This window comes from Sphingomonas sp. dw_22, from assembly GCF_018449795.1.
Taxonomy (GTDB): domain Bacteria; phylum Pseudomonadota; class Alphaproteobacteria; order Sphingomonadales; family Sphingomonadaceae; genus Sphingomonas.
Genome location: NZ_JAAVVE010000014.1, coordinates 48,034 through 70,853, shown reverse-complemented (window position 1 = coordinate 70,853; position 22,820 = coordinate 48,034). Strand labels below are relative to the sequence as shown.

At 67.9% G+C, this 22,820-nt stretch carries 25 protein-coding genes; 17 read left to right on the top strand and 8 right to left on the bottom strand.

All coding sequences use genetic code 11. The features are described 5' to 3' along the window. The first annotated feature begins 50 nt into the window (after positions 1–50). On the top strand, positions 51–1,475 hold the full coding sequence (locus tag HB724_RS08845; protein ID WP_213980557.1) for an aldehyde dehydrogenase family protein: 1,425 nt from the start codon (positions 51–53) through the stop codon (positions 1,473–1,475). Between the two features lie 184 nt (positions 1,476–1,659). Here HB724_RS08845 and HB724_RS08840 read toward each other — a convergent pair whose 3' ends face one another. Then, positions 1,660–2,634 (bottom strand): quinone oxidoreductase, encoded by a 975-nt coding sequence (locus HB724_RS08840; RefSeq protein WP_213980556.1) that lies wholly within the window; start codon positions 2,632–2,634, stop codon positions 1,660–1,662. A 120-nt stretch (positions 2,635–2,754) separates the two neighbouring features. Beyond that, entirely contained in the window at positions 2,755–2,964 is a 210-nt protein-coding gene (locus HB724_RS08835; protein ID WP_213980555.1) for a hypothetical protein, read from the bottom strand. 153 nt (positions 2,965–3,117) lie between these two features. Here HB724_RS08835 and HB724_RS08830 point away from each other — a divergent pair, with 153 nt between their 5' ends. The 3 genes from HB724_RS08830 (at position 3,118) to HB724_RS08820 (ending at position 5,128) form a co-directional block, all read left to right on the top strand. Then, positions 3,118–3,297 carry a hypothetical protein gene (locus HB724_RS08830; RefSeq protein WP_213980554.1) on the top strand — a complete coding sequence of 60 codons (180 nt, stop codon included), beginning with the start codon at positions 3,118–3,120 and terminating at the stop codon, positions 3,295–3,297. Between the two features lie 143 nt (positions 3,298–3,440). Continuing rightward, positions 3,441–4,508, top strand: coding sequence for a catalase family peroxidase (locus HB724_RS08825; RefSeq protein WP_213980553.1), 1,068 nt, complete (start codon positions 3,441–3,443; stop codon positions 4,506–4,508). Between the two features lie 2 nt (positions 4,509–4,510). Then, the gene (locus tag HB724_RS08820) at positions 4,511–5,128 is read left to right on the top strand and encodes a cytochrome b (RefSeq protein ID WP_213980552.1); all 618 of its coding nucleotides are present in this window, start codon (positions 4,511–4,513) and stop codon (positions 5,126–5,128) included. 238 nt (positions 5,129–5,366) lie between these two features. Here the strand turns inward: HB724_RS08820 and HB724_RS08815 are convergent, their stop codons facing one another. Beyond that, positions 5,367–5,987 carry a S24 family peptidase gene (locus tag HB724_RS08815; RefSeq protein WP_213980551.1) on the bottom strand — a complete coding sequence of 207 codons (621 nt, stop codon included), beginning with the start codon at positions 5,985–5,987 and terminating at the stop codon, positions 5,367–5,369. A 93-nt stretch (positions 5,988–6,080) separates the two neighbouring features. Between HB724_RS08815 and HB724_RS08810 the strand changes: the two genes are divergently transcribed. Next, the gene (locus HB724_RS08810) at positions 6,081–6,263 is read left to right on the top strand and encodes a hypothetical protein (RefSeq protein ID WP_213980550.1); all 183 of its coding nucleotides are present in this window, start codon (positions 6,081–6,083) and stop codon (positions 6,261–6,263) included. Beyond that, complete coding sequence (locus tag HB724_RS08805) at positions 6,260–6,574, top strand: hypothetical protein (RefSeq protein WP_213980549.1); 315 nt, start codon at positions 6,260–6,262, stop codon at positions 6,572–6,574. The genes HB724_RS08810 and HB724_RS08805 overlap by 4 nt, the downstream gene beginning before the upstream one ends. A 4-nt stretch (positions 6,575–6,578) precedes the next feature. On the opposite strand, the gene HB724_RS08800 is transcribed toward HB724_RS08805, so the two are convergent. Both HB724_RS08800 and HB724_RS08795 read right to left on the bottom strand, forming a co-directional pair. Next, positions 6,579–7,409 (bottom strand): hypothetical protein, encoded by an 831-nt coding sequence (locus HB724_RS08800; protein WP_213980548.1) that lies wholly within the window; start codon positions 7,407–7,409, stop codon positions 6,579–6,581. Next, complete coding sequence (locus tag HB724_RS08795) at positions 7,406–8,647, bottom strand: TIGR04063 family PEP-CTERM/XrtA system glycosyltransferase (RefSeq protein ID WP_213980547.1); 1,242 nt, start codon at positions 8,645–8,647, stop codon at positions 7,406–7,408. The genes HB724_RS08800 and HB724_RS08795 overlap by 4 nt, the downstream gene beginning before the upstream one ends. Positions 8,648–8,730: 83 nt before the next feature. Between HB724_RS08795 and HB724_RS08790 the strand changes: the two genes are divergently transcribed. The 9 genes from HB724_RS08790 to HB724_RS08750 all read left to right on the top strand — a co-directional run bounded on the left by HB724_RS08790 (position 8,731) and on the right by HB724_RS08750 (position 16,999). Then, positions 8,731–8,883, top strand: a complete 153-nt coding sequence (locus HB724_RS08790) for a hypothetical protein (protein WP_213980546.1) — start codon at positions 8,731–8,733, stop codon at positions 8,881–8,883. Then, positions 8,876–10,228, top strand: a complete 1,353-nt coding sequence (locus tag HB724_RS08785) for a putative O-glycosylation ligase, exosortase A system-associated (RefSeq protein WP_213980545.1) — start codon at positions 8,876–8,878, stop codon at positions 10,226–10,228. The genes HB724_RS08790 and HB724_RS08785 overlap by 8 nt, the downstream gene beginning before the upstream one ends. After that, positions 10,189–11,310, top strand: coding sequence for an acyltransferase (locus tag HB724_RS08780; protein WP_213980544.1), 1,122 nt, complete (start codon positions 10,189–10,191; stop codon positions 11,308–11,310). Before HB724_RS08785 ends, HB724_RS08780 begins: the two co-directional genes overlap by 40 nt. A gap of 7 nt (positions 11,311–11,317) precedes the next feature. Further along, complete coding sequence (locus HB724_RS08775; protein WP_213980543.1) at positions 11,318–12,337, top strand: DNA topoisomerase IB; 1,020 nt, start codon at positions 11,318–11,320, stop codon at positions 12,335–12,337. Positions 12,338–12,345: 8 nt separating this feature from the next. Then, a complete protein-coding gene (locus tag HB724_RS08770) occupies positions 12,346–13,488 on the top strand; it encodes a mechanosensitive ion channel family protein (protein WP_213980542.1) in 1,143 nt (380 codons plus the stop codon). Between the two features lie 202 nt (positions 13,489–13,690). After that, positions 13,691–14,122, top strand: coding sequence for a MaoC family dehydratase (locus HB724_RS08765; RefSeq protein WP_213980575.1), 432 nt, complete (start codon positions 13,691–13,693; stop codon positions 14,120–14,122). A 129-nt stretch (positions 14,123–14,251) separates the two neighbouring features. Beyond that, positions 14,252–15,427 carry an acetyl-CoA C-acyltransferase gene (locus tag HB724_RS08760; protein WP_213980541.1) on the top strand — a complete coding sequence of 392 codons (1,176 nt, stop codon included), beginning with the start codon at positions 14,252–14,254 and terminating at the stop codon, positions 15,425–15,427. A 205-nt stretch (positions 15,428–15,632) separates the two neighbouring features. Then, complete coding sequence (locus HB724_RS08755) at positions 15,633–16,583, top strand: glucokinase (RefSeq protein WP_213980540.1); 951 nt, start codon at positions 15,633–15,635, stop codon at positions 16,581–16,583. A gap of 47 nt (positions 16,584–16,630) precedes the next feature. Then, a complete protein-coding gene (locus HB724_RS08750; RefSeq protein ID WP_213980539.1) occupies positions 16,631–16,999 on the top strand; it encodes a YkvA family protein in 369 nt (122 codons plus the stop codon). A 68-nt stretch (positions 17,000–17,067) separates the two neighbouring features. Here HB724_RS08750 and phaZ read toward each other — a convergent pair whose 3' ends face one another. After that, entirely contained in the window at positions 17,068–18,300 is a 1,233-nt protein-coding gene (gene phaZ / locus HB724_RS08745; RefSeq protein WP_213980538.1) for a polyhydroxyalkanoate depolymerase, read from the bottom strand. 201 nt (positions 18,301–18,501) lie between these two features. Between phaZ and HB724_RS08740 the strand changes: the two genes are divergently transcribed. Then, entirely contained in the window at positions 18,502–20,280 is a 1,779-nt protein-coding gene (locus tag HB724_RS08740) for an ABC transporter transmembrane domain-containing protein (protein ID WP_213980537.1), read from the top strand. Here the strand turns inward: HB724_RS08740 and HB724_RS08735 are convergent. Then, positions 20,238–21,146 carry a class I SAM-dependent methyltransferase gene (locus HB724_RS08735; RefSeq protein WP_213980536.1) on the bottom strand — a complete coding sequence of 303 codons (909 nt, stop codon included), beginning with the start codon at positions 21,144–21,146 and terminating at the stop codon, positions 20,238–20,240. The two genes, HB724_RS08740 and HB724_RS08735, sit on opposite strands and share 43 nt — an antisense overlap. A 180-nt stretch (positions 21,147–21,326) precedes the next feature. On the opposite strand from HB724_RS08735, the gene HB724_RS08730 reads away from it, so the two are divergent. Next, positions 21,327–22,487 carry a saccharopine dehydrogenase NADP-binding domain-containing protein gene (locus HB724_RS08730; protein WP_213980535.1) on the top strand — a complete coding sequence of 387 codons (1,161 nt, stop codon included), beginning with the start codon at positions 21,327–21,329 and terminating at the stop codon, positions 22,485–22,487. A gap of 9 nt (positions 22,488–22,496) precedes the next feature. On the opposite strand, the gene HB724_RS08725 is transcribed toward HB724_RS08730, so the two are convergent. Continuing rightward, positions 22,497–22,808, bottom strand: a complete 312-nt coding sequence (locus tag HB724_RS08725) for a hypothetical protein (protein WP_213980534.1) — start codon at positions 22,806–22,808, stop codon at positions 22,497–22,499. Between the last annotated feature and the right edge of the window lie 12 nt (positions 22,809–22,820).

Sequence of the window (22,820 nt, the reverse complement as noted above, 5' to 3'; positions counted from 1 at the left end):
CGTCCCCGCCCCGCCATCTTCCATACCGAAAATTCAAAATGGAGGCGGGGATGCGCAACTACCTGAAGCACTATATCGACGGCGCCTGGGCGGAGAGCGAAGGCGGCGCCCGCCATCTGGTCATCAATCCCGCCACCGAAGCGCCGGTGACCGAGATCACGCTCGGATCGCAGGCCGATGTGGACAAGGCCGTCGCCGCCGCCGTCCGCGCCTTCGAGACATATTCGCGCACCTCGGCCAAGGAACGGATCGCACTGATCGAGCGCATCCTGGACGCCTATAAAGCCCGCGCCGGCGACATGGCCGAGGCGATGAGCCTGGAGATGGGCGCGCCGCTCAGTCTCGCCCGGACGGCGCAGGTCGGCTCGGGCATCGGCCATTTCCATGCCGCGATCGAGGCGCTGCGTCAGTTCCAGTTCGAGGAACGGATCGGCAACAGCCTGGTCGTGCACGAGCCCATCGGCGTCGTCGCGATGATTACCCCGTGGAACTGGCCGCTCAACCAGATCACGTCGAAGGTCGCGTCCGCGCTCGTCGCCGGCTGCACGATGATCCTCAAGCCCAGCGAGGAAGCGCCCAGCGTCGCCGCGATCTTCGCCGAAGTGCTCGATGGGGCCGGTGTGCCGGCGGGGGTGTTCAACCTCGTCCAGGGCGACGGCCCCGGCGTCGGCACCGCGCTCAGCCGCCACCCCAGGGTCGACATGGTCAGCTTCACCGGCTCGACCCGCGCCGGCATCCAGATCGCGAAGAACGCCGCCGATACGGTCAAGCGCGTCCATCAGGAGCTGGGCGGCAAGGCGCCCTCGGTCGTGCTCGAAAGCGCCGATCTCAGCCGAGCGGTCCCCGGCACGCTGCTCAGCGTCCTGATGAACTCGGGCCAGAGCTGCATCGCCCCCACCCGCCTGCTGGTCCCCGAGCATCTCCAGGAACAGGTCGCCGTGATCGCCGCCGAGATCATGAAGGCCACCCAAACCGGCGATCCGCTCGCGGAAGGCCGGCATATCGGCCCCGTCGTCAACAAGGCGCAATGGGACAAGATCCAGGGCCTGATCGCCAAGGGCATCGCGGAAGGTGCAAGGCTGGAGGCCGGCGGCCCCGGCCGCCCCGACGGCGTCGAGACCGGCTATTTCGTCCGGCCGACGCTCTTCTCAGGGGTGCGCAACGACATGACGATCGCGCGCGAGGAGATCTTCGGCCCCGTCGTCACGATCATCCCCTATGAGGACGAGGAAGACGCGATCCGCATCGCCAACGACACCGATTACGGGCTGTCCGCCGTCCTCTTCGGCGATGCCGAGGGCGTCAGGCGCGTCGCGCCGCGGCTGCGCGCCGGCATGGTCTATGTGAACGGCGGCCAGCCCGATCCGTCGCTGCCCTTCGGCGGCTACAAGCAATCGGGCAATGGGCGCGAGTACGGCAAGTTCGGCCTGGCGGAGTATCTGGAAGTGAAGGCGCTGGTGGGAGCGCTGGCATAGGTCTGGTGCGGGACGATCCATCCCCCATCCGTCACCCCGGCCGAAGTGCGGGGGTCCACTCCTCCACGCGCGAGCCCCTCTAAGCGGAGGGCGGCTCACACAGCATCCCGGTGGACCCCGGCACTTCGGCCGGGGTGACGTGAAAGGTGTTCACGCGCATCGCCCCATCCGATCCGACCCGGGATTACGGCACCAGCACCGTCGACCCGGTCGTCTTCCCCGCCTCCAGCGCCCGGTGCGCCTCGGCGGCGTCCTCCAGCGCGAAGCGCTGCCCGATCTCCGCCTTCACCGCGCCGCTCTCCAGCATCTCGAACAGCCGCGCCGATCCCGCCGCGCGCTCCTCGGGCACCGCATAATAATGGAACAGCGTCGGCCGCGTGACGAACAGCGAGCCGCTGCTGTTGAGCGTCGCCAGCGCGACGCCCTCCACCGGCCCGCTCGCATTGCCATAGCTAACGATCAGCCCGCGCCGGGCGGTCGCCGCCAGCGATGCCTCCCAGGTCGCCTTGCCGACGCCGTCGAGCACCACCGGCACGCCCGCGCCACCGGTGATCTCGCGCACCTTGGCGGCGATGTCGTCCTCGCGCGAATGGAGCACATGGTCCGCCCCCGCCGCCCGCGCGACGGCGAACTTCTCCGCACTGCCCACCGTGCCGATCACGGTCGCGCCTACGGCCTTGAGCCAGGGCACCAATATCTGCCCCACGCCGCCCGCCGCCGCATGGACCAGCACCGTCCAGCCCGGCTGCACTTTGGCGCAGCGCTCGATCAGGAACTCCGCCGTGCAGCCCTTGAGCAGCACCGCCGCCGCGGTCTCGTCGGACACGCCTTCCGGCAACTTGAACAGGCTCGCGGCCGGCACATTGCGCTCGGTGGCATAGGCGCCCAGCCCCGGCCCGAAGGTCGCGACGCGATCGCCCGCCGCGAAACCCTCGACATCCGCGCCCACCGCCTCGACCACGCCCGCGCCTTCGACGCCCAGCCCGCTCGGCAGCGGCAATTTGTACAGCCCGGTGCGATGATAGGTGTCGATGAAGTTGAGCCCGATGGCGGTCGACCGGATGCGTACCTCGCCCGGCCCGGGCGCGGGCAGATCGATGTCCACCCACTCGATCACCTCGGGTCCGCCAGTCCGCTCGATCCTCGCGACACGCGCCATGTTCCGACTCCCCTCAAAAATGTACCGGCCGCACCCATAGGCTGCGCGGCCCGCCCGCCGCCACCCGGATCGGCATGCGGCGTTTGAAGGATATCTTCTCCGGCCGGACCCGGGACTAGCTCAGTGCACCGTCCCCACCGCGCGCGGGATCGACATCAGCACCACCAGCCGCTCGATCTGGCGCCAGCGGGCGAAATGGATGTGGTTGCCCAGGTCGCGGCTGCGATCGGCGCGCGCGGCGGCCTCGCAGCCGGCATCCTCGCCGAACCTGCGGATCAGCTCGGCGGCCTCGGCCACTTCGCGGCGATCGAGATAGGGATAGCTGTCCATCGATGCTCCATGCGCGCACAGGCCCGGACCAGCCCGCGCGCCTCCCTTAGCCCGCGCTTCCTCAGCGTTCCGTCGATGACGTTGGTGAAGAGCCGCTAACCACGTCCGCCGCTATCGGTGGCGCCGCGCCGCGCGACGTGGCACAGGATACGCATGGCAACTCCCCCCTCCCGCACGCCGATGGCCGGCGGCTTCCTGCTCAGCATCAGCATCGTCATCGGCGCGATCGTCGGCGCGGTGAAGGGCCAGGCCTCGCTCGGCTTCATGATCGGCGCCGCGGTGGGCGTGGCGCTCGCGATCCTGGTATGGCTGGTGGATCGGATGCGAGGCTGAGGCGGGCCGCCGGCGCGTCCACCCCTATCTAAGGATGATAGGCGCGCACCCGATCCGGGCGGACAGTTCGGCCCGGCGCAAGCTGCGGCACGGCCGGCGATAATCTGATAGGGTGCCGGCACCGATCTTGGGAAATGGCGATCATGGCACGTCCGAAAACCGGCTTCGGCACTCTCGCGGCGATCGCCGCCGTTCCCGCTGCACTGCTCGCGGGCTTTGCCTGGGCAGGCGGCTGGATCGGCCCCGCGCGGACCAGCGGCGGCGGCGTGGCGAACGCGCTGGAATATAATGCCGGCAAGCATCCGGGCTATCGCCGCGCCCATGCCAAGGGCCTGTGTTTCACCGGCCGGTTCGACGCCAACGGCGCGGGCGCCGCGCTGTCGAAGGCCGGGATATTCGCTACCGGCAGCTATCCGGTGATCGGGCGCTTTTCCACCGGCGGCGGTAATCCCTTCGCGACCGACGGCCGCAACGTCTTCCACGCCATGGCGCTCCAGCTCACCGCGCCCGACGGGCAGATCTGGCGGATGGCGCTGGACCACACCCCGATCTTCCCCGTCGCCACGCCCGAAGCATTCGTCGCGCTGCAACGCGCGACCCGGCCCGATCCCGCCACCGGCAAGCCCGATCCGGCGGTGATGAAAGCCTATCTGGCGAAGCACCCGGAAACCAAGGCCTATCAGGACTATCTCGCCAAGGCACCGCTGCCGGGCAGCTTCGCCAACGGCACCTATTACAGCATCAACGCCTTTCGCTTCATCGACCCTGCGGGCGGCGCCCATGCGGTGCGCTGGTCGTTCGTGCCCGAAGCGCCGCTGACCGAACTCGACAAGGCGAAGCTCGCCGATCTGCCCACCGACTATCTGTTCGACGAGATACAGGCCCGCCTCGCCCATGGACCCGCGCGCTGGCACATGATCGTCACGCTGGCGGCACCGGGCGACACCACGAACAACGCGACGATCGCATGGCCCGCAGGCCGCCGGACGGTGGAGGCCGGCGTGCTGACGATCGACCGCGCCGGGGCGGAGGAACAGGGCGCCTGCCGCGACATCACCTTCGATCCGACGATCCTGCCCGACGGCGTGGCGCTTTCCGACGATCCGATCCTCGGCGCGCGCGCCGGCACCTATGCCGCCTCGTTCCGCCGCCGTGCCGCCGAAGGGCCGGGGCCGAGCGCGGTCGGCAAGGCACCGGCGAAGGGGAAGTGACGATGCCCAGCCGTTTTCCGCTCGCGCTGCGCCTGCTCCACTGGACCATGGCCGCGCTCGTCCTCGCGATGCTGTTCATCGGCGTGGGCATGGTCTCGACCGCCGGCCCGGCCTATCCGGCGCTGCTCGCGCTGCACCGGCCGATCGGCATCGCCATCCTTGCGCTGGCCTGCATCCGGCTCGCGATCCGCCTGACCACCAAGGCACCGCCGCTGCCCGCCGACCTGCCGCGCATGCAGGTGCTCGCCGCCAAGGGATCGCATGTGCTCCTCTATCTGGCGCTGCTGGGCATGCCGCTGATCGGCTGGGCGATGCTCTCGGCGGGCGGTTATCCGGTGCGGATCGCGCCCGGACTCGTGCTGCCGCCGATCATCCCGCAGGACGGCCTGGCCTTCGGGCTGCTACGCCAGGCGCACGGGGCCATCGCCTTCCTGTTCTTCGCGCTGATCCTGGGTCATCTGACCGTCGCGCTGGTCCATGGCTTCGTCCGCCGCGACGGCGTGCTGGCGGCGATGGGCTTTGGCGGGAGAACGGAGACGGAGGCGCCTGAAGAGCCGGAGCCGGAGCCGGAGCCGGAGCCGGAGCCCGACGCGGAGCCAGCTCCAACCGCTGACCCCTGAGACCGTATATTCGGGAATTGGAAGAATACGGCTAGCTGCCAGGCGCCACATCTCTTCTCCCTCTCCCCTTTGGGGAGAGGGCAGGGGAGAGGGCAGGGGAGAGGGCAGGGGAGAGGGCAGGGGAGAGGGGCAGGTGCGGTGAATGCGCGGCTCCTGCCCCTCTCCCGGCTTCGCTTCGCTCGCCACCCTCTCCCCGGAGGGGAGAGGGATTTCGCGATCGCCCGAGTAAGTCTGCAACCTAGATCGCCCGGCTGAGCCAGGCGACGCGCCCGATCACTTCGATCGCGCGCGCCGGCACCACGCGCGGCGGATAGGCCGGATTGTCGCTCACCACCTCCACGCCGCCCACCGCCGGCCGCAGCCGCTTGACGATCAGCTCGCCGTCCAGCCGCAGCACGAAGACGCCGCCACGCCCCTCCACGCGCCGCGCGTCGCGATTCACCAGTATCTCGTCGCCGTCCTCCAGCGTGGGCGACATCGAATCGCCCTGCACCCGGATCATGCTGGCCGCCGAAGTCCGCACGCCCAATTGGCGCAGCAAAGCGGCCGGGAAGGCAAAGGGCTGGCGCCGGTCCTCGGCATCCACCAGCCCGCCCGGACCGGCCGAGGCGCCAACATCGATGCGCGGAACGTCCACATTCGTCTCGTTCGGCCGTCCGCCCAACAGCGCCTCCGCCACGCCGAGATAGGCCGCCAGCCGCGCCCGGTCGCGCTCGGCCAGCTCGCGCGGCGAACCCCGCCGCACATATTGCTGCAGATAGGCCGGGTTGCGCCCGATCACGCGCGAAAGCTCGGCAAAGCTGGTGCCCCGCTCCGCCATCAGCGCCGCCAGCGCGGCCCGTTGCGCCTCCCGATCCATCGCCGCTTCCTACACGTAGGATTTTTCCTAGACAAGTAGGATTTGTAGAACAAAACAAGATCATATTCGGCGCGACTCAGGAGGAGGACATGGATGTCGGTGCATCGCGAGATCGAGAAATTCCTGCGGCGGACGGACATGTCCGCCACCCGGTTCGGGCGGCTGGCGGCGGGCGATCCCCGCTTGGTTCACGATTTGCGCAATGGGCGCGAGCTGCGGCCCAAGCTCGAAGGCCGGGTGCGGGCCTTCATCGCCGCGCGGCAGCCCGCGCCATGAGTCGCGGGCCCGATGCCGCGACGCTGCTCGCGCGGGCGCTGACGGCCGGCGCAGAGGCGGCGGGTTGCCCGGTGGAGATCGCCAATGCCGACTGGACACGCTGGGCGAGCGCCACCTTCGCCGGGGCGCGGCACATGCTCCGCCTGTCGGCACCGCCCTCACCCGCGCTGATCGCCTGGATCGCCGCGCTCCCCGAGGCGGAGTTCGCGCTGCGCGGGCATCTCGTCGCCGACCTGTCGGTCGCCGCCGTGCGTCACGCGAGCGATATAATTACGATGAAATTGGAAATACTTACGGTCGAAGAGCGCTGAGGCGTCAGGCCTGGCGCGCCATGTTGCGCAGCGTCGCCAGCGCATCCTCCAGGCCGCGCTCGGCCTGTTTCGGCGTCGTGGTCCTGCCCAGGCCGCGGCGCACCACGCCCCGCTCCAGCCGCTCCAGCAACGCATGCACCGAAGCCTCGGTCTCGGGCCGCGCGAGCGGCTCCACCGGCGGCAGGGGATCGGCGGGCTTGCGCACCGGCGGCGTCAGCTCGAACACCTCGAAGCGCTCACTGGGCTCGAACACCGGCGGCTGCGGCGCGCGTCGCGTCGGCGGCAGCTTGATCGGCGGCGGCATCGGCACGGCGCGGATCGCGGCCGGATCGAACGCCGCGAGCGGCTGTTCCAGATCCTGCGGCAGCGGCTGCTCGACCGGAACCTCGGGCTTTTTCGCTTCCGCGGCACTTTCGCCAACTTTGGCGCCAACTTTGGCGTCCGGTGCGCGCACGTCGAGGAACGGCGTCCCCAGGTCGCGCGTCGCGAGCAGCGGCGGGCGCGGCGGGGCGTCGGGATGGGCGTCGGCGCGGCGCAGCACCGGCATGGGCAGTTCCTCGTCGGACGCCTCGGGCGCCCTGCCCAGCGTCACGCTGCGGGTACCGATCAGGATGAAGGCCGCAAGCCAGGTGAAGATCGCCGCGAAGCCGCCGGTCAGCAGCGCCATCGCCGCCCGCGCGGTCAGGCCCAGCGGCGGCTCGGCGGCGGGAAGCACGGCGGGCAGCCCGCTGCCCATCACCAGGCTTTCCAGCCCCGCAACGGGCATCGCCGCCACGCCGAGCGCAACAAGGGCGCCCAGCACGATGGCAGCCAGAGGTGCGATCGGCAGGTTCATGCGTTCACCGGGGGCGTGTGCGACCACGATTCCTTCATCGCGCCTCTTATGGCCAATCCTTGGTAAACAGAATCATACCGTGCAACGTTTACAGCCCAGTTCCGCTCCGTTTCAACAAAGGAGCGCGCCCGCGCCCGCCGCGCATCCCATTGATCGCGCTCCGCAAAAAGCTGCGCGACGGATCGCGCCAGCGCCGCGGGATCATCGGGGGCGAACAGCGTGCCGGTATCGCGATCGAGAATCAGCTCGCGGTGCCCGCCCACATCGGATGCGGCGACCAGCTTCCGCTGCGCCATCGCCTCCAGCGGCTTGAGCGGCGTCACCAGCTCGGTCAGCCGCATCGCCTTGCGCGGATAGACCAGCACATCGACCAGGCTGTAATAGCGTTCTACCTCCTGGTGCGGCACGCGTCCGACGAAGCGGATGCGGTTCGCCACCGGCGAAGCCTCGGCCTGTGCCCTGAGCGCCGCCTCCATCGGCCCGCCGCCGACCATGAGCAGATGCATCGACGGCCGCGCCGCGACCAGCGCCGGCATCGCCGCGATCAGGTCGTCCAGCCCCTCATAATCGTAAAAGCTGCCGATGAAGCCGATCGTCTCGGCCCCCTCCAAGCTCAGCTCCGCCGCCAGCGCCGCGTCATGGGCCACCGGCTCGCCGAACATCTCCATATCGACGCCATTGGGCGAGACGAAGATCTTGGCCGCGTCGATCCCGCGCCCGATCAGATCGCCGCGCAGCCCTTCGCAGATCACCGCGACCGCATCGGCCTTGCGCACCGCGCGGGTCTCCAGCGCCTTGGTGACGCGGTAGCGCAGACTCCCCTCGCGCCCGGTGCCGTTGCCGACCGCCGCATCTTCCCAGAAGGCGCGGATCTCATAGACCAGGGGCAGCCCGAGCTGGCGCCGGACACGCAGCGCCGCCATCGCGTCGAGCACCGGCGAATGGGCGTGGAGCACGTCGGGCCGGAATTCCTCGGCCACCTGCCGGATACGGCGCGCGAACGCATCGATCTCGCGGAATTCGCCGAAGGGCGGCGGCGCGCTCCCGAGCGCCTCGGTGCGGAAGAAGCGCAGCCCATCCACGACTTCATATGCCGCCGGGGCCTCGCCATGCCGTGGCCCGGTCACCGCCGCCACGTCCCATCCGCGCGCGATCTGCGCCTTCAGGATCGCGCGGGTGCGGAACGCATAGCCGCTATGGAGCGGCAGGCCATGGTCCAGGATATGGAGAATGCGCATCGCCGCCCTCCATGCCACGGAGCCCTTAACGCCGCGTCAACCGCGCCGGGCTAGGGTCGCCCCGGAAGGAGCGGCGCGGCCCGATGATCGACAATCTATCGCTCGGCCTGAGCCACGGCCTGATGCTGCTCGCCGCGTTCCTGCTGCTGCGCCGTCCCGATCTCGATCACGAGCCCGGCCCCAACGACGCGCCCAAACCGCGCAAGCCCAAGCGCTGGGGCAAGCCCGGTGCGTGACTATGCCTTCGTCCTGTTCCTGTTCGCGTTCTTCGGGCTCGGCTTCCGCAAGCCGTTCCTGTTCGTGCTGGTCTATGCCTATATCGACATCGTCTCGCCGCAGCGGCTGACCTATCTGCTGCTCAATTCGCTGCCGATCTCGATGATGGCCGCCGCGCTCGCCCTGCTCGGCTGGCTGGCGATCGACGACAAACGCGACGTCCGCGTCGCCCCGCGCCAGTTCCTGATCCTGCTGCTGCTCGGCTATTGCTGGTACACGACGATGCACGCCGATTTCCCGGTGGAAGCCAGGGACAAATGGGACTGGGTGTGGAAGGCCCTCGCCTTCGCCGCCTTCCTGCCGCTCACGCTGCGCACCAAGCTCCGGATCGAGGCGCTGCTGCTGTTCATGATCCTGTCGGCCTCCTCGATCATCATCGTCGGCGGCATCAAGACGATCCTGTCGGGCGGCGGCTATGGCGAGCTCAACCTGATGGTCGCCAATAATTCGGGGCTGTACGAGGGCAGCACCATCTCGATGGTGGCGATCGCGATCATCCCGCTGATCCTGTGGTTCACCCGCTACGGCACGATCTTCCCGCCCGACTGGAAGGTGAAGAGTTTCGCCTATGCGCTGGTCTTCGCCTGCCTGCTGATCCCGATCGGCACCTCGACGCGCACCGGGCTGCTCTGCATCGTCCTACTCGCCGTGCTGATGCTGCGCGATACCAGGCGGAAGTTCGTCTATCTCGGCGCGCTCGGCGCGGTGGCACTGGTCGCCGTGCCCTTCCTCCCCTCGGCCTTCACCGAACGGATGGGGACGATCAAGACCTATCAGGCCGATGCCTCGGCCTCGACGCGGCTCGCCGTGTGGCAATGGACGATGGACTATGCCAAGGCCCACCCGCTGGGCGGCGGCTTCGAAGCCTATCGCCAGAACCATATCCGCTACGAGAAGGTCGCGGTCGAAAGCGAGGGCGGCGGTAATGCCAAGGTCGACCGCAGCCTCGAGGTCGACAGCGCCCGCGCCTATCACAGCGCCTATTTCGAGATGCTGGGCGAGCAGGGCTATCCCGGCCTCGCCCTCTGGCTGCTGCTCAATCTCGCCGGCATCTTCCGCATGGAAGTGCTGCGCCAGCGCTACCGCAAGCCCGAGCCCGGCCAGGAATGGATCGCCCCGCTCGCCTCGGCGCTGCAGAGCGGCCACCTCATCTACATGCTCGGCGGCACCTTCATCGCCATCGCCTTCCAGCCCTTCATCTACATGCTGATCGGCGCACAGATTGGCCTCGACACCTATTGCGCCCGCAAGCGCGCCGAAACCTCATGGCGCCCGCTGCGCAAGCCGCGCGTGGCGGCGGCGTGAAGGGCGAGCTTCGGGCGCTCACCTCGGCGCGCGGGCTGGCCGCGTGGCTGGTGGTGCTCTTCCACATCCGCCGCTCGATCGACGGGTTGCCCGATGCCGCGATGGCGGTGTTCCAGAAAGGCTATCTGGCGGTCGATTTCTTCTTCCTGCTCTCGGGCTTCGTCATCTGGCTGAGCTATTCCGAGCGGCTGCGCGCCGATGGCCTTGCCGAAGTGCCGTCGTTCCTCAGGCGCCGCATCGCCCGGATTTGGCCGCTCCACCTGTTCATGCTCGGCTTCGCGGTGCTGATGGCGCTGGCGATGCTGGCCACCGGCCGCCACAGCGACGCCTTCCCCTTCGCCGAACTGCCGCTCCACATCGCGCTGATCCAGAACTGGGGCTTCACGCAAACGCTGCGCTGGAACGATCCGGCCTGGTCGATCTCGTGCGAACTGGCCGCTTATCTGCTGTTCCCCTTGCTCGCGCTGGCGATCGACTGGCGCCGCATGCCCTCCGCCGTGATCGTTGCCGCGATCGGCGCGCTGCTGCTCCTGCTCCACATGATCTTCGCCAGCCGGGGCTTGTGGCAGCTCGGCCAGGAGATCAGCCAATTGGGCCTGGTCCGCTGCGTCCTCGAATTCGCGAGCGGCACCGCCGTCTGCGCGCTGTGGCTGCGCTGGCGCGAGCGCTGGCAGCTTCCGGCCGCCGCGAGCGCGGTGGTCACGCTGGTGATGCTCGCCGCCTGGGGCGCCGGCCTGCTGCCCGAGACCTTCGCCATCCCCTCCGGCTTCACCGCGCTCCTGCTCGCGCTGGCACTGAGCGCCGGCCGGCCCGGCAACCCACTGGAAGCCGCGCCGCTCCACTATCTCGGCGAGATCAGCTACGCGACTTATCTCAGCCATTATCTGCTATGGTATGCCTTCAAGCTCGCCTTCGTCAGCGATGCGCGCGCAGTCGGCTGGCCGCTCGTGGCGCTCTATCTGGCGATCGTGCTCGCCGCCTCGGTGGCGCTCTACCACCTCGTGGAGCGCCCGGCGCAGCGCTGGATCAATGGTCCGCGCCGCCGCGCCTATGCCGGAACGATCGGGTTATCCGCGCATTGATCGCCCCATGCCGCCGAGCGACATCGTCTATGTCGATGACCACGAACCCGGAATCACGCGCCGAAAGGTCCGCCACGGCTGGGGCTATTGGGACGCGCAAGGCAAGCGCATCACCGATCGCGAGGAGATCGACCGGCTGAACGGCATCGGCCTGCCTCCGGCCTATACCCAAGCCTGGTTATGCCCCGATCCGCGCGGCCATATCCAGGCTACCGGCTATGACGACAAGGGCCGCAAGCAATATCGCTATCACCCCGGCTTCCGCGAGGCGCAGGAGGCGGCCAAGTACGATCGCTGCGCGGGCTTCGGCGAGGCGCTCCCGAAATTGCGCGCCAAGGTGGAATCCGATCTCAAGCTGCGCGGCCTGTGCAAGGAAAAGGCCGTCGCCGCGGTCGTCCGCCTGCTCGATCTCGGCACGATCCGCGTCGGCAACGAAGCCTATGCCCAGGCGAACAGGAGCTTCGGCGCCACCACGCTGCGCAAGCGCCACGCCCGGGTGAGCGGCCAGAAGCTCCGCCTCCAGTTCCGCGCCAAATCGGGCAAGCTGCGCGTGATGACGATCACCGACGGATCGCTCAGCCGCTTCGTCAAGCGTTGCCAGGATCTGCCCGGCCAGCATCTCTTCCGCTGGGTCGATGCCGCGGGCGAAGCGCATCCCGTCACCTCGACCGACGTCAACGCCTATATCCGCGAAGCCGCGAGCGAGGATTTCACCGCCAAGCATTTCCGCACCTGGGGCGCCAGCGTCGTCGCGTTCGAGGCGCTGGCGGAGGCGGAAGGATATCTCAGCATCAAGGCGATGCTCGATCCCGTCACCGAAGCGCTGGGCAACACCCCCGCCATCGCCCGCAAATCCTATGTCCACCCGCGGCTGATCCATCTCGCCAGGGATCGCGAAGCCCAGGCCGCGTTCCGCGAGCACTTGCACCTGCCGCGCGCGACCCGCTACCTCAGCCGCTACGAGCGCGGCCTGATCGCCTTTCTCGAATCCCGCGAAACCGCAGTCCCGCAAGCCAAGGCAGCCTGAACGACCGCATGAGCATCAAGAACTCCGTCTTCCCGATCCGGCCCAACACCGACCTGCAGGCCGAGACGCATTCGCTCTTCATCCAGTCGATCGATTGGGTGAAGGAAAGCTGGCTCAACATCCTGATCGCCGCCGGAATAGCCGCCGTGATCGTGGTGGTGCTGCACGCCGCCCGCGCCTGGGCGATGCGCCTTTGCAAGCGGCGCGACGGCGTGACGGGCTGGCCGGGAATATTGGGCCGAACAATCTCGAAGACAGGTAATTTCTTCATCCTGATGACGGCGATACGGCTGGTATCGGCCCCCGCCGACATGCCGCTCACACTCGAGCGCATCGTGATGTTCCTGTTCACCATCGCCGCCGTGTTCCAGGGGGCGATCTGGGTGCGCGAAGTCATTTTCGGCCTGATCGAGCGCCGCACCAGCGCCGACAGCGCCAATGGCGAAGGGCTGGCCAGCGCACTCGGCATCATCCGCCTGCTGGTGACGATCGTGCTGTTCGCGATCGCGGTGGTGACGGTGCTCGGCAATATCGGCGTCAACGTCACCGGCCTGATCGCCGGCCTGGGCGTGGGCGGCATCGCCATCGGCCTTGCCGCGCAAGGCGTGGTGGGCGATCTGATCGCCGCACTGTCCATCCTGTTCGACCGCCCCTTTCGCGTCGGCGAGAATATCCGGTTCGACAATACCACCGGCACGGTGGAGACCATCGGCCTCAAATCGACGCGCATCCGCGCCTTCGACGGCGAGCTGCACATCATCTCGAACCGCCAGTTGCTCGACAAGGAGCTGCACAACCTTACCGACCGGATCAGGATCCGCCTGCCCTTCATGCTGGGCATCGCCTATGAGACGGCGCCCGAAACGCTCGATCGCATACCGGCCCTGCTGAAGGAGATCGTCGAGGCGAACGGCGCGGCGGCCGTGCGCAACGGCTTTTCCGCGTTCGGCGCGAGCACGCTCGACTATGAGCTGATCGCCGAGGTGCCGAGCGGCGACTGGAACGTCGCCCACCCGATCCGCGACCGCATCGCCACCGCGATCCTGCGCCGCTTTGCCGAGGAGGGGATCAGCTTCGCCTATCCGAGCCAGACCACCTTCACCGCCGCGCCCGACGGCAAGCTGATCATGCCCTATCCCCAGCCGCGATAGACTGCCCGATTCGCCGGTTTTAGAATATCGGGTTCGCTGATGGAGTGCCCCGACCTGGCTTGCGTAAGGGAAGAACGCTACGTCAGGCGATATTTTCCAATTTCCGGTTGGGTGAGGCTTGCAGGAGGCCCGCCTGGGTCACTAGATGAGCCGGCAAAGCGGGCGGAGAATAGTCTTGGCGGATACGATCACGGTCCAGCAGATGGCCGAGAGCATCGGCACCGAGCACGTATCGGACTGGGTCGAGGTCACCCAGACGATGATCGACACCTTCGCCGAGGCGACCGGCGATCACCAGTTCATCCATGTGAACCCCGAGCTTGCCGCGAAGACGCCGTTCGGCGGCACGATCGCGCACGGCTTCCTCACGCTCTCGCTGATGCCGATGCTCGCGAAGACCGCCGGTGCCCCGGCGATCGAGGGCGTGAAGATGGGCGTGAACTATGGCGGCAACAAAACCCGCTTCATCACGCCCGTCCGCTCCGGTAAGCGCGTCCGCAGCCGCTTCAAGCTGTTGAAATTCACCGAGCGTCATCCGGGTGTCTGGGAACAGGTGCAGGAATATACGCTCGAGATCGAAGGCGAGGAAAAGCCCGCGCTGATCGCCGAATGGATAGCGCTGATCTACGTCTGAATTCCCCTCCCGCTTGCGGGAGGGATTAGGGGAGGGGCCGTAGAACCCTCAATAGGAACCGGGAGCGGCGATGCCCTCCCCCAACTCCTCCCACAGACGGGAGGGGAGACAAGAAGAGGAAGAAAGAACATGCGCTCCGCAGTCATCGTCTCCACCGCCCGCACCGGCATCGGCCGCGCCTATCGCGGGGCGTTCAACAATCTCCCCGCCCCCACGCTGGGTGCCGCGGCGATCCGCGCCGCGGTCGAGCGCGCCGGGATCGAGCCGGGCGAAGTCGATGACGTCGTCTTCGGCGCCGCGCTCCAGCAGGGCAGCCAGTCGCCCAACATCGCCCGCCTCGCGCTGCTCCGCGCCGGCCTGCCCGTCACCGTGCCGGGCATGTCGGTCGATCGACAATGCGCCTCGGGCCTGATGGCGATCGCGACCGCGGCCAAGGAGATCATTACCGACAATATGGACATCGCCATCGGCGGCGGCGTCGAATCGATCAGCCTGGTCCAGACCCCGCAGATGCGCGTCGCGCCCGATCCCGAGCTGCTGGCGATGCACAACGACGTCTATATGCCGATGCTCCAGACCGCCGAGGTGGTCGCCACCCGCTATGGCATCAGCCGCGAGCGTTGCGACGCCTATGCGCTCCAGTCGCAGCAGCGCACCGCCGCCGGCCAGGCTTCGGGCAGCTTCGACGCCGAGATCGTGCCGGTCACCGCGACGATGAACATCGTCAACAAGGAGACCAAGGAAGTCTCCACCAAAGAAGTGACGCTCACCAAGGACGAGGGCAATCGCCCCGAGACCACGCTGGAGGGTCTCTCTGCGCTGCCGACCGTGCTCCCGAACGGCACCGTCACCGCCGGCAATGCCAGCCAGCTCTCCGACGGCAGCTCCGCCGCGGTGCTGATGGAGGAGAAGCTCGCCGAGAAGCGCGGCCTCACTCCGCTCGGCCGCTATGTCGGCATGGCGGTGGCGGGCACCAAGCCCGACGAGATGGGCATCGGCCCGGTCTTCGCCATCCCCAAACTGCTTCAGCGCTTCAACCTCAAGATGGACGATATCGGCCTGTGGGAGCTGAACGAGGCGTTCGCGGTCCAGGTGCTCTATTGCCAGGACACGCTCGGCATCCCCAACGAGCTGCTCAACGTGAACGGCGGCGCGATCTCGATCGGCCACCCCTATGGCATGAGCGGCGCGCGCATGACCGGCCATGCGTTGATCGAAGGCAAGCGCCGCGGCGCCAAGTACGTCGTCGTGACGATGTGCATCGGCGGCGGCATGGGCGCGGCGGGGCTGTTCGAAGTCCTTTGAGGCATGGCGGCAGGGGGCGTCGATCCGGCGCCCCCTGCCCTGCCCTGTAACTGCCAATCCTCTCACTTGCGCGCAGCCACCCCGCGGCGCTAGCTTCCTCCGACATCGCTGCCAATCGCGCCCGGGGTTATTGCTTCGGTAATCCCTGTTAGCGATATCAGCGGCCGAGCTCCCAAAACGGGGCCACAAAGAGGGGGTGCCCCGGATGGGCGAGGATCTGGCGCTGGTGGCCGATATCGGCCGCCAATCGGTGCGGTTCGGATTGACCGGCGGCGAGGAGGGACTGGCGCCGCGCGACGTGCGCAAGTTCCTGACCGCCGAACACCCCACTTTCACGAGCGCGCTCGTCGCCTATCTGAGCGGCCTGGGCCTCCAGGATGCGCGCCTGCCGAGCGTCCTTGCCGTCGCCGGCGCGGCGCGGGGCGACCTCATCAACCTCACCGGCAGCCGCTGGTACATCTCGCTCTCCGGCGTCGAGGCGGTGCTGCGCGTCCGCCCGCGCGCGCTCAACGAATGCGCCGCCAATGCGCTGGCGCTCACCCTGTTGCCGGCATCCGCCTTCACCCAGCTCCATGGCCCCGCGCCCGGCGCCGTCGCGCCCGGCGGCAATTATGTCGTGATCGGCAGCGGCACCGGCCTGGGCGTCGCGGCGCTCGTCAGCCATGGCGACAGGCTCGTGCCCGTCCAGAGCGAGGCCGGCCATATGGCCTTCGCACCGGCCACGCCCGACGAACGAACCTTCGCCCAATATTGCGCCGCCAAGGGCTTGGCGCTCGATGTCGAGGCGCTGCTGAGCGCGCCGGGTCTGCTCCTCGCCTATGAAGCGCTGTCGGGCGGGACCAGGCTCGCCCGGCCCGAGGACGTGACGCGTGGCATCGGCCGCGATCCCATCTGCGCTGCGGTCGTCCGCATGTTCGTCGAGCATCTCGGCGCCTTTGCCGGCGATCTCGCGCTGGCGTTCGGCGCCTGGGACGGCGTGTTCCTGAGCGGCGCCATCAGCCGCGCGCTGCATCCGCACCTCGTCGACCCCGGCTTTCGCCGCCGCATGGAGGGCAAGGCCGCGTTCCGCCGGCAGCTCGGCGAAGTGCCGGTCGCGCTGGTCAACCGCAACGACCTGGAACTGCTCGGCGCCGCAGCGGCACACGGGAACGCCTGACGCGGACGGCCATTGACCGCAACCGCCCGGCGGGCGATCCATCGTCCATGGCTCCTTCGCTCGCGCACCGCATCCGTACCGAGGCCCATGCCGTGTGGCTGGCAGCGCGCGATCCGCGCACGCCGCTCGCCGCCAAGCTCGTCGGTCTGCTGGTCGCCGCCTATGCGTTGTCGCCGATCGACCTGATCCCCGACTTCATCCCCGTGCTGGGACTGGTCGACGATGCGATCCTGATCCCGCTCGGGGTGTGGCTGTTCGAGCGGCTGATCCCGGCGGACCAGTTCGCCGAACACCGCGCCCGTGCCGCCGAGGAGACCAGGCGCCCGGTGAGCTGGGGCGGCGTGCTGATCGTCCTGTCGGTCTGGGGCCTGGCCGCGCTGCTGGTGTGGAGCGCGCTCACGAACGTCTATGATTGAGGGGCAGGACGGATATTCAATCCGTCACCCCGGCCGGGGTGACGATGGGAGCTTTCGCGGCCGTCCTCTCACCCGCTATGCGCGGTGATCCACTGCTCCACCACCGGCGCGATGCGGGTGCGCCATTTGGAGCCGTTGAAGATGCCGTAATGGCCCACCGCCGGGGCCAGGTGATAATGCTTCAGCGCCTCGGGCAGCTTGTCGGCGATGGTCAGCGCGGCCTTGGTCTGGCCGATGCCGGAGATGTCGTCGCGCTCGCCCTCGATCGCCAGGATCGCGATATCGGTGATCGCCGAAGGATCGACCAGCCGCCCGCGATGCGTCATCTCGCGCTTCGGCAGCGCATGCGCCTGGAACACCGTGTCGATCGTCTGGAGATAGAATTCGGCGGTCATGTCGCAGACCGAGCGATATTCCTCGTAGAATTTCATCGTCGATTCGGCACCCTCGTCGTCGCCCTGGACGAGATGCTTGAACATCTCCCAGTGCGAGATCATGTGGTTGCCCAGGTTCATCGTCATGAAGCCGGCAAGCTGCAGGAAGCCGGGATAGACCTTCCGCCCCGCGCCCGGATACGTCATCGGGATCGTCGCAATCACATTCTGCTCGAACCACGAATGCGGCCGCTCGGTCGCCAGCGTGTTGACCGCGGTCGGCGCCTCGCGCGTGTCGATCGGGCCGCCCATCATCGTCAGCGTGGCGGGACGATTGGGATGCTTGTCCACGCTCATCAGCGCCGCGGCGGCATAGCAGGGCACCGAGGGCTGGCACACCGCCAGCATGTGCGGCCGGGAGGCGCCTTCCGCGCCGATATGCGCCAGATACTCGACCAGATAATCGACATAATCGTCCAGGTCGAAGCGGCCGTCGGACAAAGGCACCTGCTTCGCGTCGCGCCAGTCGGTGATATAGACGTCGGCGAAGGGCAGCATCCGCTCGACCGTGCCGCGCAGCAGCGTGGCATAATGGCCGGACATCGGTGCGACGATCAGCAGCTTCGGGCCACCCTCCACGCCGCCGCGCACGAAGCGCTTGAGCTGGCCGAAGGGTTTCCGGAGCACGATCTCCTCATGGACATCGATCAGCTTGCCGTCGATCTCGGTATGGTCGAGCGCGAATTCGGGCTTGCCGCGCGGCGCCGAGGCATGGGCGAACACTTCCAGCGCCGACGCGGCCACGGGGCCGCCGCCGAAATAGGCGAAGGGATTGGCGGGATTGTTGAGCAATCCGGCGCTGAAATTGGCCATCGCGCTGGCACCGGCCAGCATCGATCGCTGGATCTCATATGCGTCGTAAAGCATTGCGTCCCTTCCGTCGCCCCTCTGTGAAACGGCGGGGGATACCGACTTTTCTATATAGACGCCGCCGTTGTGCACCGCAACGAGGAAGCATTGCTGATTTGAGACGGCGAACGAGGATTTGGGACGCCGCGGATCGAAGTCCCGCCCCAAGCGCACCGCCGGAGGTTCCCCTGCCCCGCGAACCGCGCTAGGTCGCGGTTCATGGCCGAAACGACCCCGCCTGCCCCGCCGAAGCGCAAGCTTTCCAGCCTGCTCGTCATCTGGAGCTTCACGCGCCGCTATCCGCTCCAGCTCGCGATCGGCACGCTCGCGCTGTTCGTCTCCTCGGCGGCGACGCTCTCGATCCCCGCCACCTTCAAGCAGATCGTCGACAACGGCTTCGCGGCGGGCGCGGACACCAGCCGGATCGGCATCTATTTCCAGGGGCTGCTGCTGGTCGTGGCGGTGCTGGCGCTGGCGACGGCGGTACGCTTCTTCTTCGTCTCCTGGGTCGCCGAGCGCACCGTCGCGGACCTGCGCGTCGCGGTGCACCGCAACCTGCTGCGCCTGCCGCCCAAATGGTTCGAGGAGAATCGCCCGTCCGAGATCGCCTCGCGCCTCACCTCGGACACCGCGATCGTCGAGCAGGTGGTGGGCTCCACCGTCTCGATCGCTCTGCGCAATTTCCTGACCGGCGTGGGCGGGATCATCTATCTGTTCGCGCTGTCGCCCAAGATCGCCGCCTTCCTGATCGTCGGCATCCCGCTGATCGTCCTGCCGATCGTCTGGCTGGGCGGGCGCGTCCGTCAGCTCTCGCGCTCCAGCCAGGATCGCGTCGCCGATATCGGCGCGCTCGCCTCCGAGACGCTCGGCGCGATGCGCATCGTCCAGGCGTTCGGCCAGGAGCAGCGCGAGGGCCAGCGTTTCCAGGACGCGGTCGCGCGCAGCTTCGCCGCCGCGCAGCAGCGCTTCGCGCTCCGCGCCGTGATGACCGCGCTGGTCATCGGCCTGCTGTTCACCGCGATCACCCTCATCATGTGGGACGCCGTCTCCGGCGTCGCCGCCGGGCGCATCTCGGGCGGATCGATCACGGCCTTCGTCATCACCGCCGGCCTGGTCACCGGATCGTTCGGCGCGCTGACCGAAGTCTATGGCGACCTGCTGCGCGCCTCGGGCGCCGCCAGCCGTCTCGCCGAGCTGCTCGCGCAGGAGCCGGACATCGCCGCGCCGGCGAACCCGGTGGCCCTGCCCAATCCGGCGCGGGGCGCGATTGTCTTCGATCACGTCACCTTCCGCTATCCGACGCGGCCCGACGTCTCGGCGCTCAGCGATTTCTCGCTGGAGGTGCAGCCCGGCGAGACGGTGGCGGTGGTCGGCCCCTCGGGCGCCGGCAAGTCGACGCTGTTCCAGCTCCTCCAGCGCTTCTACGATCCCGAGAGCGGCCAGGTCCGCGTCGACGGCGTGCCGGTGCGCAATGCCGATCCCGCCGCGATCCGCGCCCGCATGGCGATGGTGCCGCAGGAAACGGTGATCTTCGCCGCCTCGGCCCGCGACAATCTGCGCTACGGCGCGTGGGAAGCGTCGGACGAAGCGCTCTGGGCTGCGGCCGACGCCGCCAACGCCACCGACTTCCTGCGCGAGCTGCCCCAGGGCCTCGACACCTTCCTGGGCGAAGGCGGGGCGCGCCTGTCGGGCGGGCAGCGCCAGCGCCTCGCCATCGCCCGGGCGCTGCTCCGCGACGCGCCGATCCTGCTGCTGGATGAAGCGACCTCGGCGCTCGACGCGGAGAGCGAAAGGCTGGTGCAGGACGCGCTCGAACGGCTGATGGAGCACCGCACCACCTTGGTCATCGCCCACCGCCTCGCCACCGTCCGCGCCGCCGACCGGATCATCGTGATGGACGGCGGCCGCATCGTCGAAGCCGGCGACCATACCGAGCTGGTCGCGAATGGCGGGCTCTATGCGCGGCTCGCGGCGTTGCAGTTCCACGAGGCGGCCTGAGCCGGAGCGGCGGCCGCCGGCAGTTCCGGTGGCAGGAAATCGTCGATGGGAAGGGCGGGATGCGGATAGCGGAAGCTGTTCGCCGCCATCGGCAACACGATGCCCTCCGGCGCATTCGGCATAAAATAATTGCCCTGATACTGGTTGGGCGTCGTCAGCCCATGATGCTCGGGATAGCTGGAGCCGATGGGAGCATATTTCAGGTCGGTCCCGAACACCGCGTAGAGCGCCATGTCGACGAAGTTCATATGCTTAGCCGTGCCGCGCAGATGGGTATCCTGCGCAATCACCGCGAAGATGCTCTTTTGCACATAATAGAGCGAGGCCATGTCCTTCACAACCTGATCGAAGCTGTGCGAGCCGTCATGATGGATCACATAGCGGTGATCCTGCTCGTGCATCAGCACGTGGCGCACATAGCTGGGCAGGTCGCCATGGAACAGGCGGATGCGCTTCGCCGATTCAGGGTACATGCGCCGCACGCGCTCATAGGCAAAGCGCAGGAACGCAGGGTGAACGTCGACCAAATCGAGATCGAAGTCGAACGGCTCGATGCAGCCGGTGAGGAACGAAGTCGCCCCGCCCATGAACACGCCCACTTCCACCACCCGGTCGAACTGGCCGTTAAGGTCGCGCAACGTGCGGACGACGTCGAAATAATAGCGGGACGAGCACTGGTCCTCATATTGGAGATTCAGCCCCTTCAGGCGCTCGACGATCCGGTCAAAGATTCTGTTCTCCCCCGCAAAGGACTGCGCCTCGCGCAGCGCTCGATAGCCCGAATAGATCGTGATACCCATCTGCTCGGCCAGGTTCTGGATATCCTGCGCTTCCTTATCAGGTTCGATGAAACTGCCGAATGTCATTCTCGCATGCTCCTGCTGTACGGGCGCCTTCGTCGGGCTCATGCCCTGTTATAGAGGGATTCGCGCGGGCAGCGGCGGCGCGGACACGATTCCCGATGCGCGAAACGCTTCCCATTCCGCGCCACATCTGCTTCACTCCGCCGTAATTAGAAGATTCGGTATGCCGGTGAGGAGAGCAGGATGGCCCGCGAGTTCGACATCATCGTCTATGGCGCGACCGGCTTCACCGGCCGCCTGGTCGCCGAATATCTCACCGAGCATTATCCCGACCTGAAATGGGCGATGGCGGGCCGTTCGCTGACCAAGCTGGAGGAAGTCCGCGACGCGATCGGCGCCCCCGCTGCCACGCCGCTGCTCACCGCCAATGCCGACGACCCCGCCGCCCTGAAGGCGATGGCCGCCCGCGCCACGGTGGTCATCACCACGGTCGGCCCCTATCAGCTCCATGGCGAGCCGCTGCTGGCCGCCTGCGCCGAGACCGGCACCGCCTATGTCGACTTGTGCGGCGAGCCCGCCTGGATGGCGCAGATGATCGCCAAATATGATGCCGCCGCCAAGGCGAGCGGCGCGCGCATCGTCTTTTCCTGCGGCTTCGATTCGATTCCGTTCGATCTGGGCGTCTGGTTCGTCGAGGAGGAGGCGAAGAAGCGCTTCGGCAAGCCCGCGCCGCGCGTGAAGGGCCGCATCCGGGCGATGAAGGGCACCATGTCGGGCGGCACCTTCGCCAGCGGCAAGGCTTCGATGGCGGCGGCCGCCAGGGATCCTTCGATCCTCAAGCTGATGGTCGATCCCTTCGCGCTCGCGCCCGGATTCGAGGGGCCGCACCAGCCGAACGGCATGGTCCCGCATCATGACGCGGCGGTCGATGCGTGGGTCGCGCCGTTCATGATGGCGGTGATCAACACCAAGAACGTCCACCGCAGCAATTTCCTGGCCGGGCATCCCTATGGCGCCGATTTCCAATATGACGAAATGATCGTCGTCCCCGGTCTGGGCGAGATCGGCAAGGCGGCGGCCGAGGCGCTGGCGAAGTTCAATCCGATGGCCGCCGACAAGGGGCCGGCGCCGGGCGAAGGCCCCAGCAAGGAGGAGCGCGACGCCGGCCATTACGACGTGCTGTTCGTCGCCGAGATGCCCGACGGCGCGAGCGTACGCGCCAGCGTGAAGGGGGACAAGGATCCCGGCTATGGATCTACAGCCAAGATGATCGCCGAAAGCGCGCTCTGCCTGCTGCGCGACGTGCAGGGCGAAGGCGGTATCTGGACCGCCGGCGCGCTGATGCCCGAGGCGCTGAAGAAGCGGCTGGAGGCCCATGCGGGGCTGACCTTCACCGTCGAGTGACCGGCACCGTCAGCGATAGAATAATGCCCATGCCCAAACGAGAACGAGCAGCGCCGCCGCGATGATCGGCAGGATGCGCCGGCCCCGGCGCTTTTTCGCGGCCTGGTGGATATCGAGATCGAACCAGTAATGGCCGGGCACCTGCTGGCGGATAATGCCATCGGCGCGCAGCCGATCGAACTCGCGCAGCTCCGCGGGCGATTGCGGCGCGAACTCGATCGCTTTCCCGGGCTCGAACGCCTGCAGCGCATAGAAATGATCGGCGATCCGCCGCCGCGCCCGCGCTACCGAGATCGGAACGACTTTGGTTTCCGCTGCCATATCGAACCGCGG